This is a genomic window from Psychrobacillus sp. L3 (assembly GCF_042945595.1).
In the GTDB taxonomy this organism is placed as follows: Bacteria; Bacillota; Bacilli; order Bacillales_A; family Planococcaceae; genus Psychrobacillus.
Window position 1 is genome coordinate 1,804,844 of the sequence record NZ_CP168493.1, and the last position, 14,518, is coordinate 1,819,361.

Genomic DNA, 14,518 nt, shown 5'->3' on the forward strand with positions numbered 1-14,518 from the left:
AAGATAGCCTATAATTAAAGGGGTGTGATCAAAATAGGTGATGGTATTGTTTGGATGATTATTTTCTTATCTATTGTAATTGGTGATGGTTTAGCATTGTATTTATACAAAAAAAAGAAAATCCCTTTATGGGTTTCTGCAATTGTTTTGGCTCTTTTAGCTACAGTGATAGTATATAGTTTTGTATCATTAGGAATTTATTATGGTAATAAAAATCCTGAAAATGATGCTGCTGACGAATGGCAAGGGATCGCTTTTGCAGGAGGGTTTATAGCAATAGTCCTGGCACTCAATGCAATTATTATGTTTGTCATAGGAGTAATCTTAAATATTTACACATTCATTAAAAAGAAACAAAAAGCATAACTGCCTGGACTTTTAGCGTAGAGTAATGCATTCAGGGTTTTGGTAATGGATACAATGACTAACTTAATACAACAATCGGGCGCGATTGTTGAATAAGAGTCTCTATCTTATTCAACTAACGGTGTGCTTTACTTCAAGAAGGAGTATAGTCTAAAGCGGCAGTTTAGTAGAAGAGCGATGATTAACTGTGTTCAAAAATCGAGCTGAATTATTTGATGATTTAAATTTTTGATTCAATTTGTTAAGATGGTACTAATTGTAAATGACTGGAGGCTAAATTTGTGGTAACATTTGAGGACTTTTTGAAATTGGACATCCGTATTGGTACTGTTATTAACGCAGAACCCTTTCCAGAAGCACGAAAACCTGCAATAAAATTAGAAATTGATTTTGGAGAAATTGGTATTAAACATTCTTCTGCACAAATTACAAAAAGATATACACCAGAACAACTTATTGGACATCAGGTGGTTGCAGTAGTAAATTTCCCTCCAAGACGTATTGCTGGTTTTAAATCGGAGGTATTGGTAATTGGAGGTGTACCAGAGGAAGGTGACGTGGTACTTTTAAAGCCAGATGAATCTGTTAAAAATGGAACACCAATAGCATAGGCATGATAAAAGGAACATCCTACTTGTTTTCAGTAAAATAGTAACGGTGCTATCTTGCAAAAATGTCGGCAACGAACTCTAACGAGTGCTTTACTTCCAGAAGGAGTAAAGTTGGTTTTTCAACAGATGTAAATGGAAGTAATTTAATGAAAAATAAAAAATAACATCTTCAACTACCATGAAAATTAGTTTCTTCAAGAAAAGAAAAATGACAATACTTAAGAAGACCCCTGCTTAATCGCAAAAAAAAAGAGGAGAGCGGATATTAATAAGTCTATTGATTTCGGTGGACTACTAGTATTGACTCCTCTAACCATTTTCATTCTCTGTGGTGAAGCGCTGATTTTGCGCTTCATGGATGGCTAACGGGTGCTTTAGTTAAACAAGATCATTTCGATGTTCTATTTTTACGTCCAAAACAACAAGTAGATTACGGTGATCCAGTGTAATAGAGAAATTGTGTTAAAGTTTAGCTATTGCTAAAGCCAGTAAAAAGGCAAGATAATGAACATAAATCAATAAAGCTAGTGGAGGGAAAATGGAAAAGGTTCTACATAAGATAGCCAATTTGGTTAACGGTAAGGATGAAAAAATCATCATTGGTATTTCGGGTCATGGTGCATCTGGAAAGACAACGTTAGCCCATAATCTTATAAAACTTCTGGGACATGAAGATGTGAATTATATCAATACAGACCCATATATCATCGGCTCTCATCTTAGGAAGTACACTTTAATCAACTATGAATATAAAAATCAACACCATCAAGATAAAATGACAGCCTGTCATCCTGCTGCTCATAATATATATGCTTTAGAGAGAGATATTCAAATGATGAGAGATGCTTTAGATTTTTATACAATAGGCACGAATTATACAGAGAGTAGGTTATTTTCTGCACAAAACAAAGTAAATATTATAGAAGGAATGACCGTTGCATTTACAGATCCCAATTTGTATGATCTAAAAGTTTACTTACATACAGATGGGGAAACCGAGCTGATGAGAAGGGGTATACGTCATGTTTCTGAAAGAGGAACAGATATAAATTATTTAAGAAAATCTCATGAAGAGCGTAGAATTCAATATGATTTATTTATGCATCCCTACCATCAAAATTTCGATATAGTTTTAAAAAATTCAAATGAAAGCTATATACTTGAAAAAAGTTGTTTTAATTAATTTGTTTTGTGAAATAGTGTACTTAAACTAACGGAGGCTTTACTTCAATAAGGAGTAGAGCCTTTTTTACTAACGCAGCAGTTTAGTTGAATAAGGAATATCTTTAAATGATATTTACGGGGGGATGTTTGAATTCAAATAAAGTTGTTCCTAATTTTACCATAAATGATGATACACTATAAAAACAGAGGGCGATACTGAATGGAATTCAAACTTGGGAACGGTGCTATTATGCTTCCCCCTTTACACATAACGATTATTGCAATAATTATTATTTTCTTTTTAGTAAGGTGGAGCAAGCAATTAGAAACACGACGTTTTACGGTTTTTTTTTATTTTATGATAAGCACTTACATTGCTCCAATTTATTCTCGCAGTACAAAAGAAGGTGACTTTCAGCTATGGATTCCGGTGGGATTTATATTTGTTTTCTTTTACTTGTTCCGCAGCGAAAGAAACCATCCATCTAAAATGAAAGCAAGTATTTTGGGACTTTGCATAGCATTATATCAGTTAATTCTTCAATATGTCAGATAGTTTTTGGTATTACACTAACGGGTGCTTAGTTAAAGATCATGGGTTGCTTAGGGAACTCTTTTTCTTATTGAACTAACGCAGCAGGTTAGTTGAACAGTGTTGTATAATAAATGGATATCTTTAGTTTGAAAATCACATGTTGGTACAGGGAGGATTGTATGTGGAGTTTTAGCACTTTTAAAGACAAGCGTTACTGGATTCTCTTGATTCCAGCTATAATTATCTTGGTCTTGTTCGCTGTTTTTACCCCTGATTATATTCTTGAAAAAACTTACGTTACACCATTTTTAATACTTATATCTCCAGCTTTATTTTGGTCGACATACCATCTTTGGAAGTATTTTGGTGATAAAAAGAAGAGGAATAATACGGATGACAGTTGCGATTTGTAACTTGCTTGTTCAACTAACGGGTGCTTTAGCAGAACAAGGCTGTCAGTAAAAAGCCTTTATACTTGTTCAACTAAAGGGGCAGCATTCCTGTTTGAAAGATGTTCGAGGTCTTGCAGAAAAAAGAGCCCTCTAGTATGATGCTGAGTGTCAACGACCATTGACCCATCATCTACAAGGAGGACTCCTAAATGCATTCTAAAATGAATAACAAAATTAATCAAGTAACTGAAAATACACTCGTCGTTGGTATTGACATAGCGAAGCACGTGCATTACGCCTGCTTTGTCGATGAACGAGGACGCGTAATAGAAAAAGCATTTGCTGTACATCAATCAAAAGAAGGATTCGAAAGTTTGTATGAAAAGATTAGACAAACGCTGCTGGAAACACAGAAAACGGAAGTCATCGTCGGCATTGAACCAACAGGTCACTACTGGATGAACTTAGCCTATTTTTTAGATCAATACGGCATTTCACTTGTCATGGTAAATCCAATGCACGTCAAACGTTCGAAAGAACTTGATGATAATTTGCCGACTAAAAATGATAAAAAAGATGCATTAGTCATCGCGCGATTATTGAAAGATGGACGCTTTAGCTATCCGCGAATATTAAAAGAAGTAGAAGCTGAACTACGGATTGGTTCTACTCTTAGATCAAAGTTAACGGAGGATCTAGCAAGTATTAAAAATCGAATCATTCGTTGGCTCGATCGATATTTTCCTGAATTCACTCAAGTCTTTCCTTCTTTCGGAAAAATGGCACTTACTGCATTAGAAAGAACACCAATGCCACAGGACATTCAAGGGAAAACCGCGGAAGAACTTGTATTTCTCTACCGTCAGGTAGGGGGTATGAGAGCTCCACAACTACCAAAAGCTAAGCTACTCATTGAAAAGGCTTCAAACTCTATTGGACTGACAGAAGGACAAAAGATGGCCAAACATGAAATCGCCACACTCCTACGTCAGTTTCGCTTATTAGAAGCTGAAATCGAAGCAGTGAATGACCAATTAACTGAAATGGCAAAGACAACGATGGAATATGACCTACTCGCGTCAGTACCAGGTTTAGGTGATGCGACGATTGTTGATCTACTTTCCGAAGTAGGGAGCTTTTCACTTTACGAAAATCCACGCCAACTCATTAAACTAGCGGGACTAACATTACGTGAAAACTCTTCTGGTCAACATAAGGGTCAAAAACATATATCAAAACGTGGACGTAAGAGACTTAGACATATCCTTTTCAAAGTGATTGTTCCTTTGATTCGGCATAACCTAGCATTCAAACAACTTCATGAATACTACACCACAAGGAATCAGAATCCCTTACGGGGCAAGCAATCGATGGTAGTACTCTGTGGTAAATTACTAAAAATATTACATGGGATTTGTAAAAAGAAAGTGTATTTTAACGAGCAACTTATGATGAAAGATCTCTACTGTCTCGGAGAGGCAGCGTAAGCATTTCAATCAAAGAGCTATAACAAAAAGGATGATACGGAGAAGCCGGCAATATCACTAAACTTAGACTATGAGTCCCCGGGGCAGCTTAGCAGGCCTCTGCCTTATGAATAGACCGAACGAAGGAATGTAAGCGCGTTGACGCTAAGAGACATGGGAGGGTACGTCGTCATAAGCATCGCAGAGATCCATTGTGCATCGAAATAATAGAGAAAAAAGCTAATGATTTCCATTAGTTTTAGCGAAGCGTACGCTCAACTTGGTAATAAAATCTATAAATTCAAGACTCTGTTTATCAGAGAAGAGAAAAATATTTTTCTTTAATCACGAAGTGAGGAAAACCGTTGATATCTCAATGTTTATAGAGGGAGTTTAGTTGAACAAAGATTAATTTACAGAAGAAAGAATAAGTACATAGAGAGAGACAACTTGGAGGAAAACAATAAAGGTATTTTATATTTACATATGTTCATTGGTACATTAGGACTCATAATTATTGCAGTAGGATTATTGAAATATTATGAAACTGTTGGTGGTACAGGTTCTTCATTTGCTTTGATAGGTTTTCCTTTAACAATGATTTACATGAATTATCTCGAAGGGAAAGCTGGTATAAGTAAAAAAATATTATGGATTCAATCTATAATAGCTATCTTTTCACTGTTTATAATCTACATCTACTTCAACTAACGGGTGCTTTACTTCAATAAGGAGTAAAGCCTTTTTTACTAACGAAGCAGTTTAGTTCAATAAGCAATATAATCAATATCCAAATTGTAATTGTTAAAACTAGGGATTACTACATAGGAAGGGTGATATGAAATGATTGTTCTTGAGACGCAGAGGTTGCTTTTAAGACAGTTTAAAGATGAGGATATTATTCCTTTGCATGGGATTCTTTCTGACAAAGAAACAATGAAGTTTTATCCTGCACCTTTTAGTTTTCAACAAACAAAAGACTGGATTAATCGAAATCAAGATAGATACAAGAATGATGGTTATGGATTATGGGCTGTTTGTTTAAAGGATACTAATGAATTTATAGGTGATTGTGGTCTTGTTAAACAAAAAGTTAATGACAATTTTGAAGTCGAGATAGGTTACCATATAAACAAAAAATATTGGTCAATGGGTTTTGCATCTGAAACAGCCAAAGCTTGCAAGGAATATGGGTTTAATAAATTGGGTTTAAATAAGCAAATAAGTATTATTGACCCTAACAATGTTCCGTCAATTCGCGTAGCAGAAAAGATTGGTTTTTTTAAGGAAAAAGAATTATTTATTTTTGATAAGGTCCATTATATATATTCGGAAGTTAAAGAAAAGATTGAGAAGGCTAATTGAACTAAGGGGTGCTTTACTTTAAGAAGGGGTAAAGCCTTTTTCTTATTGAACTAAAGGTGCAGGATAGTGGAACAAAATGATTTTTTCGAGGGTGAAGGATAATAATATTGAACGGAGGAACTAAATTGGAATATGTTTTAGATCACGTTGGAATTGCTGTTAGAAGTATTGATGATGCTCTTCCCTTTTATCTTAATGTATTAAACGGATTATTAGAGGACCGTTATACAAGTGATACACCTGGTGTTGAAGTACACGTTGCTGTTGTCAGAACCAATGATAAAGTAATTGAATTACTGGAACCAACCAACAAGAACTCTCCAATGGCTCGGTTTATAAAGCAACGAGGAAAAGGGGTGCATCATATTGCTTATCGAGTTGACGATTTGGACAAAGCAATACTCGAGGCTAGTAAAAAAGGAGTTCGTTTTCTAGAGGACACACTACGTACTAACACGCGTGGAAGAAGGCTCATTTATGTTAATCCCGCATCAACTGATGGAACTTTAATTGAACTTTGTAGTTATTTGAATAACTAAAGAAAAATTAACTTGAATTTTCTTAATTGGTAGAAGCAATTCAAAGAAACAATATGGGGAATTAACGTGAACTTTAAATAAACTATAACGTTGTTCAACTAACGCAGCAGGTTAGTTTAATTAGGGTTATAATCTGGTTGTAGGAAAAGTACCTATAAGGTGGTTAATAAAGTGAAAACAAATGCTTTATTTTATAAAATGCAAAAGGAAACTGTTTCTACTGAGGACTATGTAAATTGGTCTCATAACATATTAGAAAATTATGTGTCATCACCTTCCGTAAATATAATTTCTTCATTTTTAAATGGTGAAAATATTTTCCAAGTGGAAGTTTATTTTAAAAGAGCTTTAAATGAGTTGGGAATACAGAAACCAACCTTTGAGATAAGTGCTAGAGCTTATATAGGTCATTTAGCAAATAAAATAATAGAAGAAAATGATCATTCGGTGATATTTGATTTAACTTATATGATTTATCAGATCGTTGCTTTAGATTTACATTATCCAGATGATTTGATGGAGTGGTATGAAGTAAGTGAAATGATTGATGAATTACGATATGGCGATATACCTAAAGAGTTTAATGAAGATGGAGTAATATCAAGGATTAAAAATGAGGCAAATATTTTTTTAGGATTAAATGATTAGTGATTCATCTTTGAATAACAGTTGCTTTACTTCAAGAAGGAGTAAAGCATTTTTTTATATTGAACTAACGCGGCAGTTTAGTTGAATAAGCAGGTAATATATTATGAATGAAGGATATTTAACATAGCCTTACTTCTTCCTAAGAAGTAGGGTTTTTAAATTACGAATAAATTTGTGCCTAACAAGAGGTGATTATGTGGATAGAAAAGGATATAATGGAAATTCACTATTGTTTTATTAATGGTGTAGTTGGGGAATAGATTTTTAATTTTTCATTTGAAGCATTTGTGGATTCTCTGAATGGTATGCTGATGGACCAGTAAGGTTGATTTAATAACCTAAAGGATAATTTATTTGGTCTGAATTTTCATTGCTATTTTTTTATAGAAGGTGGAATAATATATGAATAGAGTGTTTGAAAATTCAAAAATTAGACATCTTTTGGTTTGGATGTTTTTTGCATTTATTATTTCTGTTTTATTTTCATCTTTTTCGTTTATAAAACAATTTTCAGATGAATTTATTTCACGAATAATGATAATCATTATTCTATACATAGTTCCAATCTTATGGTTTATTAGGAGATTACAAAGGAATAGCTCTTCTATTAGAGCGTTTTTTTTGAAAATTAATCCAGTTAAAATCAGGACAATGGTAGCTTCAGCAATAATGCCTATGATTTTTGGATTGGGGATAATGTTATTACTCACAGCTTTATTTATTGTTATTATTCCAGAAACTACAACAGGATTTGAAGGGGTATTGTCAAGTCAAAAATTAAAAATTTGGCTATTTATATTTAAGTTAATTACTCTTGTTTTCATTGGTCCTGTATGCGAAGAAATAATTTTTAGAGGTTATCTTTTAGGACGATTAAATGCTAAATTTGGTATTAAAAAAGGTATTATTCTTTCGTCAATCATTTTTGGAGTATTGCATTTAGAAAACGCTTTCGGTATAACAATTTTTGCTATTATATTAAGTGTTTTGTATATTAAAACACGCAGTTTAATTGTACCTATTATTGTTCATATGTCATTTAATACTATTGTGGCAGTAAGAGATATTTATTTTATATTAGTTTTTGGAAATCAATCGGTACAATCTACAGAAACACCACTACCACTAATACCAACATTTATTTTGTCATTAATATTAATAATTATCGGATTGCTTTGGATTATCCCATTTTTAAAGAATAATTGGAAATCGGTTGAGAAAGGGTACCCTATTATTTAAACATTCATAGTAGAACGACTTGTTACTAACGAGCGATTTATCTGCCCTCTGAAAGATGCAAGTGAGACTAATGCTTAATTTAATTACTTCAAAAACCAACGAGGGCTTTACTTGAAGCACTTTGAGCTGCTTATGTGGCTCTTTTTCTTATTGAACTAAAGCCGCAGGTTAGTAAAACAAGTGAAGGTATAATTTATTATGAAAATAAAAAATATTGCGATAAAATATAGAAATAAAAGACAAATACTTAGGGGGATTATTAATGGCATTACCAAGAATCGTCAATACAGTATTAAACGAGTATATTACCCTATTTAATGAACATTTACCTAAAATAATTGAAGGGTTATATATACACGGCTCAATTGCCCTTAATGCTTATGTTGAAGATTCAAGTGATATTGACTTTATCACTATAACAAACCGTCCTTTAACAGAGAAAGATTCGAGTGCTTTATCTTATATTCATTCAACGATTGCAAAAAAATATAAAAAACCTGAAATGGACGGAGTTTATATTCACTGGAGGGATTTGGGGAAACTCTATACTAACAGCAGTGATTTTATCTTTAGTTATCAATTTTATAACAATGAAAAACTACATTACGGTGATTACTTTAATTTTAACCCTGTAACTTGGTGGATGTTAAAAAACAAGGGAATCAACATAATAGGACCAGACCCCAAGGACTTTGATTTTGAAATTCAATCACAGCAATTATTTTCTTACGTACTTGGAAATATGAATACATATTGGGCAAGTCGAATTAAAATGGCAGAGAGTTCAATTAATGACATAATTAAGATGCCTACAGACAAAATTGATTTTGAAATAGAATGGAACGTTCTTGGATTACTACGTCAGTTCTTTACTCTAAAGGAGTACGATATTGTTTCTAAGTTGGACGCTGGTGAGTATGGATTAACGCAAATTCCAGTGGAATGGCACAGTATTATAGAGGAAGCAATGAGTATACGTAAAGGTATAAAAGCAAATATTTTCAGCTCAAATATAGAGCGAATTGATAAAACTCTTAGATTCTCAAAATTTTTGATTACATATTGTAATAATATGATAGAGAAAAATTAATCATAATGAAATAGGGGTGTAAAAACATCCCTTTTTTTCATTTAAACAAGTAGCTTTGTGAAATGTTTCACTTAAACTAACGGGTGCTTTACTTCAAGAAGGAGTAAAGCCTTTTTCTTATTCAACTAAAGCAGCAGGTTAGTTCAACAAGAAATGAAACTTTTTAGGAGAATTAATGTCTAATTTAGAAAAAGGAGGGTATGTTTTTGAGAATAAAACTTTTAATTTATTCAATGGTCGTCTTTTCTACACTATGTATAACTGGTTGTTCTAACAATAGCAGTGAAATAGATAAAGAAGTGAAAGCCAGTGAAAATGAATTTCCCCCATCTATGACAGGTTCGATTAGTGTTAATGATAAAGAGTATGAAATTGTAGTTGGAAATTATAGATGGGAAAGAAAACAAGGTCTAGATACTCAAGTTGTAGAAACCGATGCCGCATCTCCATACCAAATAGCTGAAAATTTTAGTGCCATTATGGTAGAACCGAACACAAACATAAATATTGAGATTGAAGAAAATCCTAGGATATCCCTTTACCAATGGAATGAAAGAGGAAGGGAAAAAGAAGTTACGTTAAAAAATAATCAATTATTAGCACCGACTAGTAAAGGTCAGTATATCTATGAGATATTAGCGGAATGGTCAAATGGTGAAATATCCTACACTTTTGTGGTAGAAGTTTTATAAAAGACCACTATTTCTTGTTCAACTAAACCAGCCAATAGTTTGTCAATATTTATTAATGAAAAACAAAAATAGTTCATGCTATACTAAAATTGTGCATGCCAAATAACCTTTCAAATATCTGTGTTTGGAAAGGTTTAGGCTCTTTGGTTATATTTTTGAACTAGGCTAGATCTTGGAAATCTGATTTGCTTTTTAAAAGTGCATAAATCCAATGTAAAATCTTATTCGCACATGCTATAACAGCTACTTTAAAGGGCTTTCCTACGTCACGTTTCTTATCATAAAATTCCCGTAACCTCTTATTTCGAGGAATGAGTTCATCTGTCGTTTTCTTCTTGCGACTATCACGAATGGCACTTTTTACGGCCATATATAAGGCGTGTCGTAGTCTACTAGAACCTCTTTTGGTAATCCGATTCAAAGTACCTTTAAATGTACCAGATTCAAAAACACTTGGATCAATTCCTGCAAAGGCAACTAGTTTTTTAGGGTGATTAAACCGATCAATTTCCCCAATCTCCGAAATAATCGTTGCAGCGATTTTCTCGCCGATACCGGGGATGGATTGGAGAATCTTATATTCTTCCATGCTTTTCGCTAAAGCATCTATCTCTTTTTCCAGATTGGATAGATGTTTTTTGTATTCCAGAAGCATTTTAATATACATATCCATGCTTAAGATAAGACTATTGTATAAGGTTTTCTGGAATGGGTTGCGATCTGCGGCAGCCTTCCATTTTTTTGACTGATTGTTTGCCCATTGTTGCGAACGGCTTTTACATAATTCTTTTATTTTTTTGGCGATTGTTTCTTCACTAATTGCCAATACTTCCTCTGATGTAGGAAATGCTTGTAATGAAAGTAAGGAAACGTCTGAATACAAATCTCCAAAAACCCCACAGTATTCAGGAAATACTTGATCTAAAACGGATTGGAATTGTAGTTTAGTTTGTACGTACATACCAGTAATATTTTCATGTTGTCTTGTAAGGTTACGTAAATTTAAGAGCTGAATTCCTCGTTGTTTATAAGGCTCTAGGTCCTCCTTATAAAACATCTCGCAGAGATGACGAGCGTATATGATATCAGTCTTTACTTTACGTAAACTGGAGCTCTTTGCTCGATACGAAACGAGTGGATTAACCATGATTAATAAATATCCTCTGTCTTCGAAAAATTGAACAACTGGTGTATGATAATGGCCTGTAGATTCCAAAACAATGGGGGGCCTTTCTCCAGAAACCTCTTCTATTTCTCTAATAAACTCTAAAAGAATTGTCAGCCCTTCAAGTGTATGTGCTACTTTAAAGCTCTTTTTGTATGGTTGCTTTTTATCCAAGAATGCTTGAACCTGACTTTCGCCTTTTGTCACATCCAGACCAATTACTGGATTCATCATTATTTTCCTCCTTGTCATACAATTAACCGGTAACCCCTATTCCTCCATGTAGTATCATAGCTTCGCTTGTTATACGAGATCAGAGTCCCAACCAGCCTCAATCATGTTTCTACAAGTAGGGGGCGAACTGTTTAGTTGACGGGATCATTAGCCCCACGGGTGCTTACGTTCTACCCCGGCTACCGCAATCATATATCGATATAAAAAAAGGTCAACCAGAAATATCTGGCTGACCTTATAATACGAACGGGTGCTTTAGTTAAAGATCATGTGTTGCTTAGGAAACCCTTTATTCTTATTGAACTAACGGTGCAGGTTAGTGAAGTAAGGCTTTGCTATAATAAAAATGTGAAAAGATGTTTTTTGAAATCAAATTCTAGGAGTGAAATTAAATGCCGTTGACTCTTGCTCATCCAGCAGTAGTTTTACCTTTTTCAAGAAATAGTAAATATGTTAATTTCTTTGCATTGGTATTAGGTAGCATGTCACCTGATTTTGAGTATTTTCTACGAGGAAAGCCATATGGTGAGATTGGTCATACATTCTTTGGATTTATAGCTTTTAATCTTCCTATCTTAGTAGTCGTTTATTTTATTTATCAAATATGTATACATAGGACCTTATTTAGTCATTTGCCATCTGTATTGCAAGATACATATAATCAAAAAACAAGTTCACCCAGTTTGTTAAAAATATTTGTATTTTTGTATTCTGCATTATTTGGAATGCTAACCCATGTAGTCTGGGATTCGTTCACTCATTTTGGAGGATTTATGGTGACAAACTTATCAATCCTTTCTTATACTGTTCATATTTTTGATTTTAATATCCCAATCTTTAAGTTTCTTCAGCACGGTAGCACAATAGTTGGTATTACTGTGATTATAGTATATATGTACTTTCGAACAGCAAGGAATAGATGTAATAGTAATGAGACTACAAGACCGAAACAAAAATTCAAGTATTGGGGTCAAATAGCATTGTTAACTGCACTTTTGTTTTGTTTATGGTATTTCATTGATAGAGTTTCGATTGAATTTTATGGCATTATTGTTGTTCGAATAATAGATTCGGCTTTGATTAGTTTGTTAGTTGTTTCATTATATTTTAATCACTTTAATAGAGCAAAGACAGGAGATCCTTTATTAAAGTAATGGGTGCTTTACTTCAAGAAGGAATAAAGCATTTTTCTTATTGAACTAAAGCAGCAGGTTAGTTGAACAAAAAGAACGATACATTTTTGAAACTTAGTATTTATTTAATCGTATACTTATTAATATGTTTAGATGCAAAAAAAGGGGGATAAGACAATATGAAACGAAGATTAATAACCATCTTTATATCATTATTAGTTTTATTAGGTTTGAGTTTTGGTATAACATATTTCACACATACAAAATTCTTTGACTATTCATTTTTCATTGGATTAGCAGTTACCGTTATTATTTGGTTTTTTACTTCTAAGGGTAGTTATGGTTCTCGACACTTGGATATGACGATTCAAGGTTCCACAGGTATTAGAATGGAAGGTCAAAAGTTTGAGTTTTCACCTAATATTGCTTTTTACACATCTTTGGCATACACAATCATAACAATCGCAGTAACGCTTTATCATTATAGAAGTTATTTCTAAAGGTTTCTTTTAAGCTCCAGATGTAAAAAACTTACCTTATTAAACTAACGGGTGCTTTAGTTCAAGAAGGAGTAAAGCATTTTTTCTTATTCAACTAAAGCAGCAGAATAGTTCAACAAATGAAAGGGATATTAGGTAAAATATCATTAGAGTGAGGGATGGTTTTGAAAGAAAATAAACAAGCTCTGTATTTCAATATGATTTTGGGTACAATCGGAACCATACTTATTGCTTTAGCTGCAATGAGGTATCTGGTTAAAGAAAATGATAATATAGGGAACGCATTAATACTTTTTGGTTTTATATTAATGAATGGATATATCAATTACTTAGAAAAAAGAGTAGGAATAAGTAAAAAATTGACTTGGATTAGTAGTATTGTATGTTTAATTTTGTTTATTTCTCTTTCATATTTCTTATATTTCTAGTTATTTCTTATTCAACTCCCATGAAAATTAAGAAACGCTCAAAATCCATAAAATTGCATAACAAAAGAGACTCAGAAAAAGCTTTTTTAAAAAAAGGCTGAGCCTTCTGAATGATTATATTGAGTTAGTAGGTAAATCAAGAAACATCTCCATTCTTCCTGAAATAAAGGCAAGGCTGGTGCAACCAATCAAAAAGGATTAATCTCCCATAAGTGCTACCCATATAGGGTGCGACAGTCTGTGATGCACCGAGATCGTTGGAGTCAGACTAACGGATGGGCTCTATGGCACCATAGTGTATCGACCTTCTTCGCCAGCCATAGAAACAGTATAGACAGTGGTATCCATTTTCATGCTCTGTGGTGAAGCGTTGATTTTGCGCTTCATGGATGGCTAACGGGTGCTTTACTTCAATAAGGAGTAGAGCTTTTTTTACTAACGAAGCAGTTTAGTTGAATAAGGAATAGCTTAATTACTTTGTGATTACTAAATTATTTAAAGCTTTTAGGGGGATTAATATTGGAAAAAACAAGAGTGCAAGCTTACTTTAGCCTAAGCAATGATGATGATTTTCCATTAGATGAGGTAACCAAAAGATTGAATATACAGCCGTCTAGGACAACAAAGGTAGGAGAACCATTACCTTTAAATTCAGCTAGACATTATTTCTCTACCACTTGGCAATATGGTTTGGGATATAAAGAAACGCTTGATGTGGATGAAGTATTAATGCCTGTTATTGATAAATTGGAATCAAAAGTCATTGATATTTTGCTTTTGAAAAAAGATTATAATTTAGTAGCCAAATTTTACATTGTTATTGAAATAAATAACGGGCGTACTCCAGGTCTTGCCATTTACACGAGGGCAAGTAAATTAGCTACTGAAATTGATGCAGTTTTTGATATTGATTTGTATGCATATCCGTATAACGAACTAGACGAAGTGTAG

General features: G+C 33.4%; 16 protein-coding genes. 15 read left to right on the forward strand and 1 reads right to left on the reverse strand.

The window, feature by feature from the left end; translation table 11 throughout:
* Positions 1-24: 24 nt before the first annotated feature.
* From ACEPXD_RS08730 to ACEPXD_RS08780, 11 genes are all read left to right on the forward strand, one after another.
* Complete coding sequence (locus ACEPXD_RS08730; protein WP_391122456.1) at positions 25-366, forward strand: hypothetical protein; 342 nt, start codon at positions 25-27, stop codon at positions 364-366.
* Between the two features lie 281 nt (positions 367-647).
* Entirely contained in the window at positions 648-977 is a 330-nt protein-coding gene (csaA, locus tag ACEPXD_RS08735; protein ID WP_391122459.1) for a chaperone CsaA, read from the forward strand.
* 538 nt (positions 978-1,515) lie between these two features.
* Positions 1,516-2,160 (forward strand): uridine kinase, encoded by a 645-nt coding sequence (locus ACEPXD_RS08740; RefSeq protein WP_391122462.1) that lies wholly within the window; start codon positions 1,516-1,518, stop codon positions 2,158-2,160.
* Positions 2,161-3,277: 1,117 nt separating this feature from the next.
* Positions 3,278-4,555 carry an IS110 family transposase gene (locus ACEPXD_RS08745; RefSeq protein ID WP_391122421.1) on the forward strand — a complete coding sequence of 426 codons (1,278 nt, stop codon included), beginning with the start codon at positions 3,278-3,280 and terminating at the stop codon, positions 4,553-4,555.
* Positions 4,556-4,984: 429 nt separating this feature from the next.
* Positions 4,985-5,245: a hypothetical protein gene (locus ACEPXD_RS08750; protein WP_391122465.1), complete on the forward strand. Its 261-nt coding sequence runs from the start codon at positions 4,985-4,987 to the stop codon at positions 5,243-5,245.
* Positions 5,246-5,377: 132 nt separating this feature from the next.
* Positions 5,378-5,899, forward strand: a complete 522-nt coding sequence (locus tag ACEPXD_RS08755; RefSeq protein ID WP_391122468.1) for a GNAT family N-acetyltransferase — start codon at positions 5,378-5,380, stop codon at positions 5,897-5,899.
* Positions 5,900-6,024: 125 nt separating this feature from the next.
* Entirely contained in the window at positions 6,025-6,438 is a 414-nt protein-coding gene (locus ACEPXD_RS08760) for a VOC family protein (RefSeq protein ID WP_391117405.1), read from the forward strand.
* 171 nt (positions 6,439-6,609) lie between these two features.
* Positions 6,610-7,086, forward strand: a complete 477-nt coding sequence (locus tag ACEPXD_RS08765; protein WP_391122471.1) for a hypothetical protein — start codon at positions 6,610-6,612, stop codon at positions 7,084-7,086.
* Between the two features lie 402 nt (positions 7,087-7,488).
* On the forward strand, positions 7,489-8,325 hold the full coding sequence (locus tag ACEPXD_RS08770) for a CPBP family intramembrane glutamic endopeptidase (protein ID WP_391122474.1): 837 nt from the start codon (positions 7,489-7,491) through the stop codon (positions 8,323-8,325).
* A gap of 262 nt (positions 8,326-8,587) precedes the next feature.
* Positions 8,588-9,415 (forward strand): aminoglycoside adenylyltransferase domain-containing protein, encoded by an 828-nt coding sequence (locus ACEPXD_RS08775; protein ID WP_391122477.1) that lies wholly within the window; start codon positions 8,588-8,590, stop codon positions 9,413-9,415.
* 206 nt (positions 9,416-9,621) lie between these two features.
* Entirely contained in the window at positions 9,622-10,107 is a 486-nt protein-coding gene (locus tag ACEPXD_RS08780; RefSeq protein WP_391122480.1) for a hypothetical protein, read from the forward strand.
* Positions 10,108-10,267: 160 nt separating this feature from the next.
* On the opposite strand, the gene ACEPXD_RS08785 is transcribed toward ACEPXD_RS08780, so the two are convergent.
* Positions 10,268-11,503 carry an IS110 family transposase gene (locus tag ACEPXD_RS08785; RefSeq protein WP_391123114.1) on the reverse strand — a complete coding sequence of 412 codons (1,236 nt, stop codon included), beginning with the start codon at positions 11,501-11,503 and terminating at the stop codon, positions 10,268-10,270.
* A 395-nt stretch (positions 11,504-11,898) separates the two neighbouring features.
* Here ACEPXD_RS08785 and ACEPXD_RS08790 point away from each other — a divergent pair, with 395 nt between their 5' ends.
* The 4 genes from ACEPXD_RS08790 to ACEPXD_RS08805 all read left to right on the forward strand — a co-directional run bounded on the left by ACEPXD_RS08790 (position 11,899) and on the right by ACEPXD_RS08805 (position 14,518).
* Complete coding sequence (locus tag ACEPXD_RS08790; RefSeq protein WP_391122483.1) at positions 11,899-12,660, forward strand: DUF4184 family protein; 762 nt, start codon at positions 11,899-11,901, stop codon at positions 12,658-12,660.
* 158 nt (positions 12,661-12,818) lie between these two features.
* Entirely contained in the window at positions 12,819-13,139 is a 321-nt protein-coding gene (locus ACEPXD_RS08795) for a hypothetical protein (protein ID WP_391122486.1), read from the forward strand.
* 158 nt (positions 13,140-13,297) lie between these two features.
* Positions 13,298-13,567: a hypothetical protein gene (locus ACEPXD_RS08800; protein WP_391122488.1), complete on the forward strand. Its 270-nt coding sequence runs from the start codon at positions 13,298-13,300 to the stop codon at positions 13,565-13,567.
* Between the two features lie 519 nt (positions 13,568-14,086).
* Entirely contained in the window at positions 14,087-14,518 is a 432-nt protein-coding gene (locus tag ACEPXD_RS08805) for a DUF4279 domain-containing protein (RefSeq protein ID WP_391122491.1), read from the forward strand.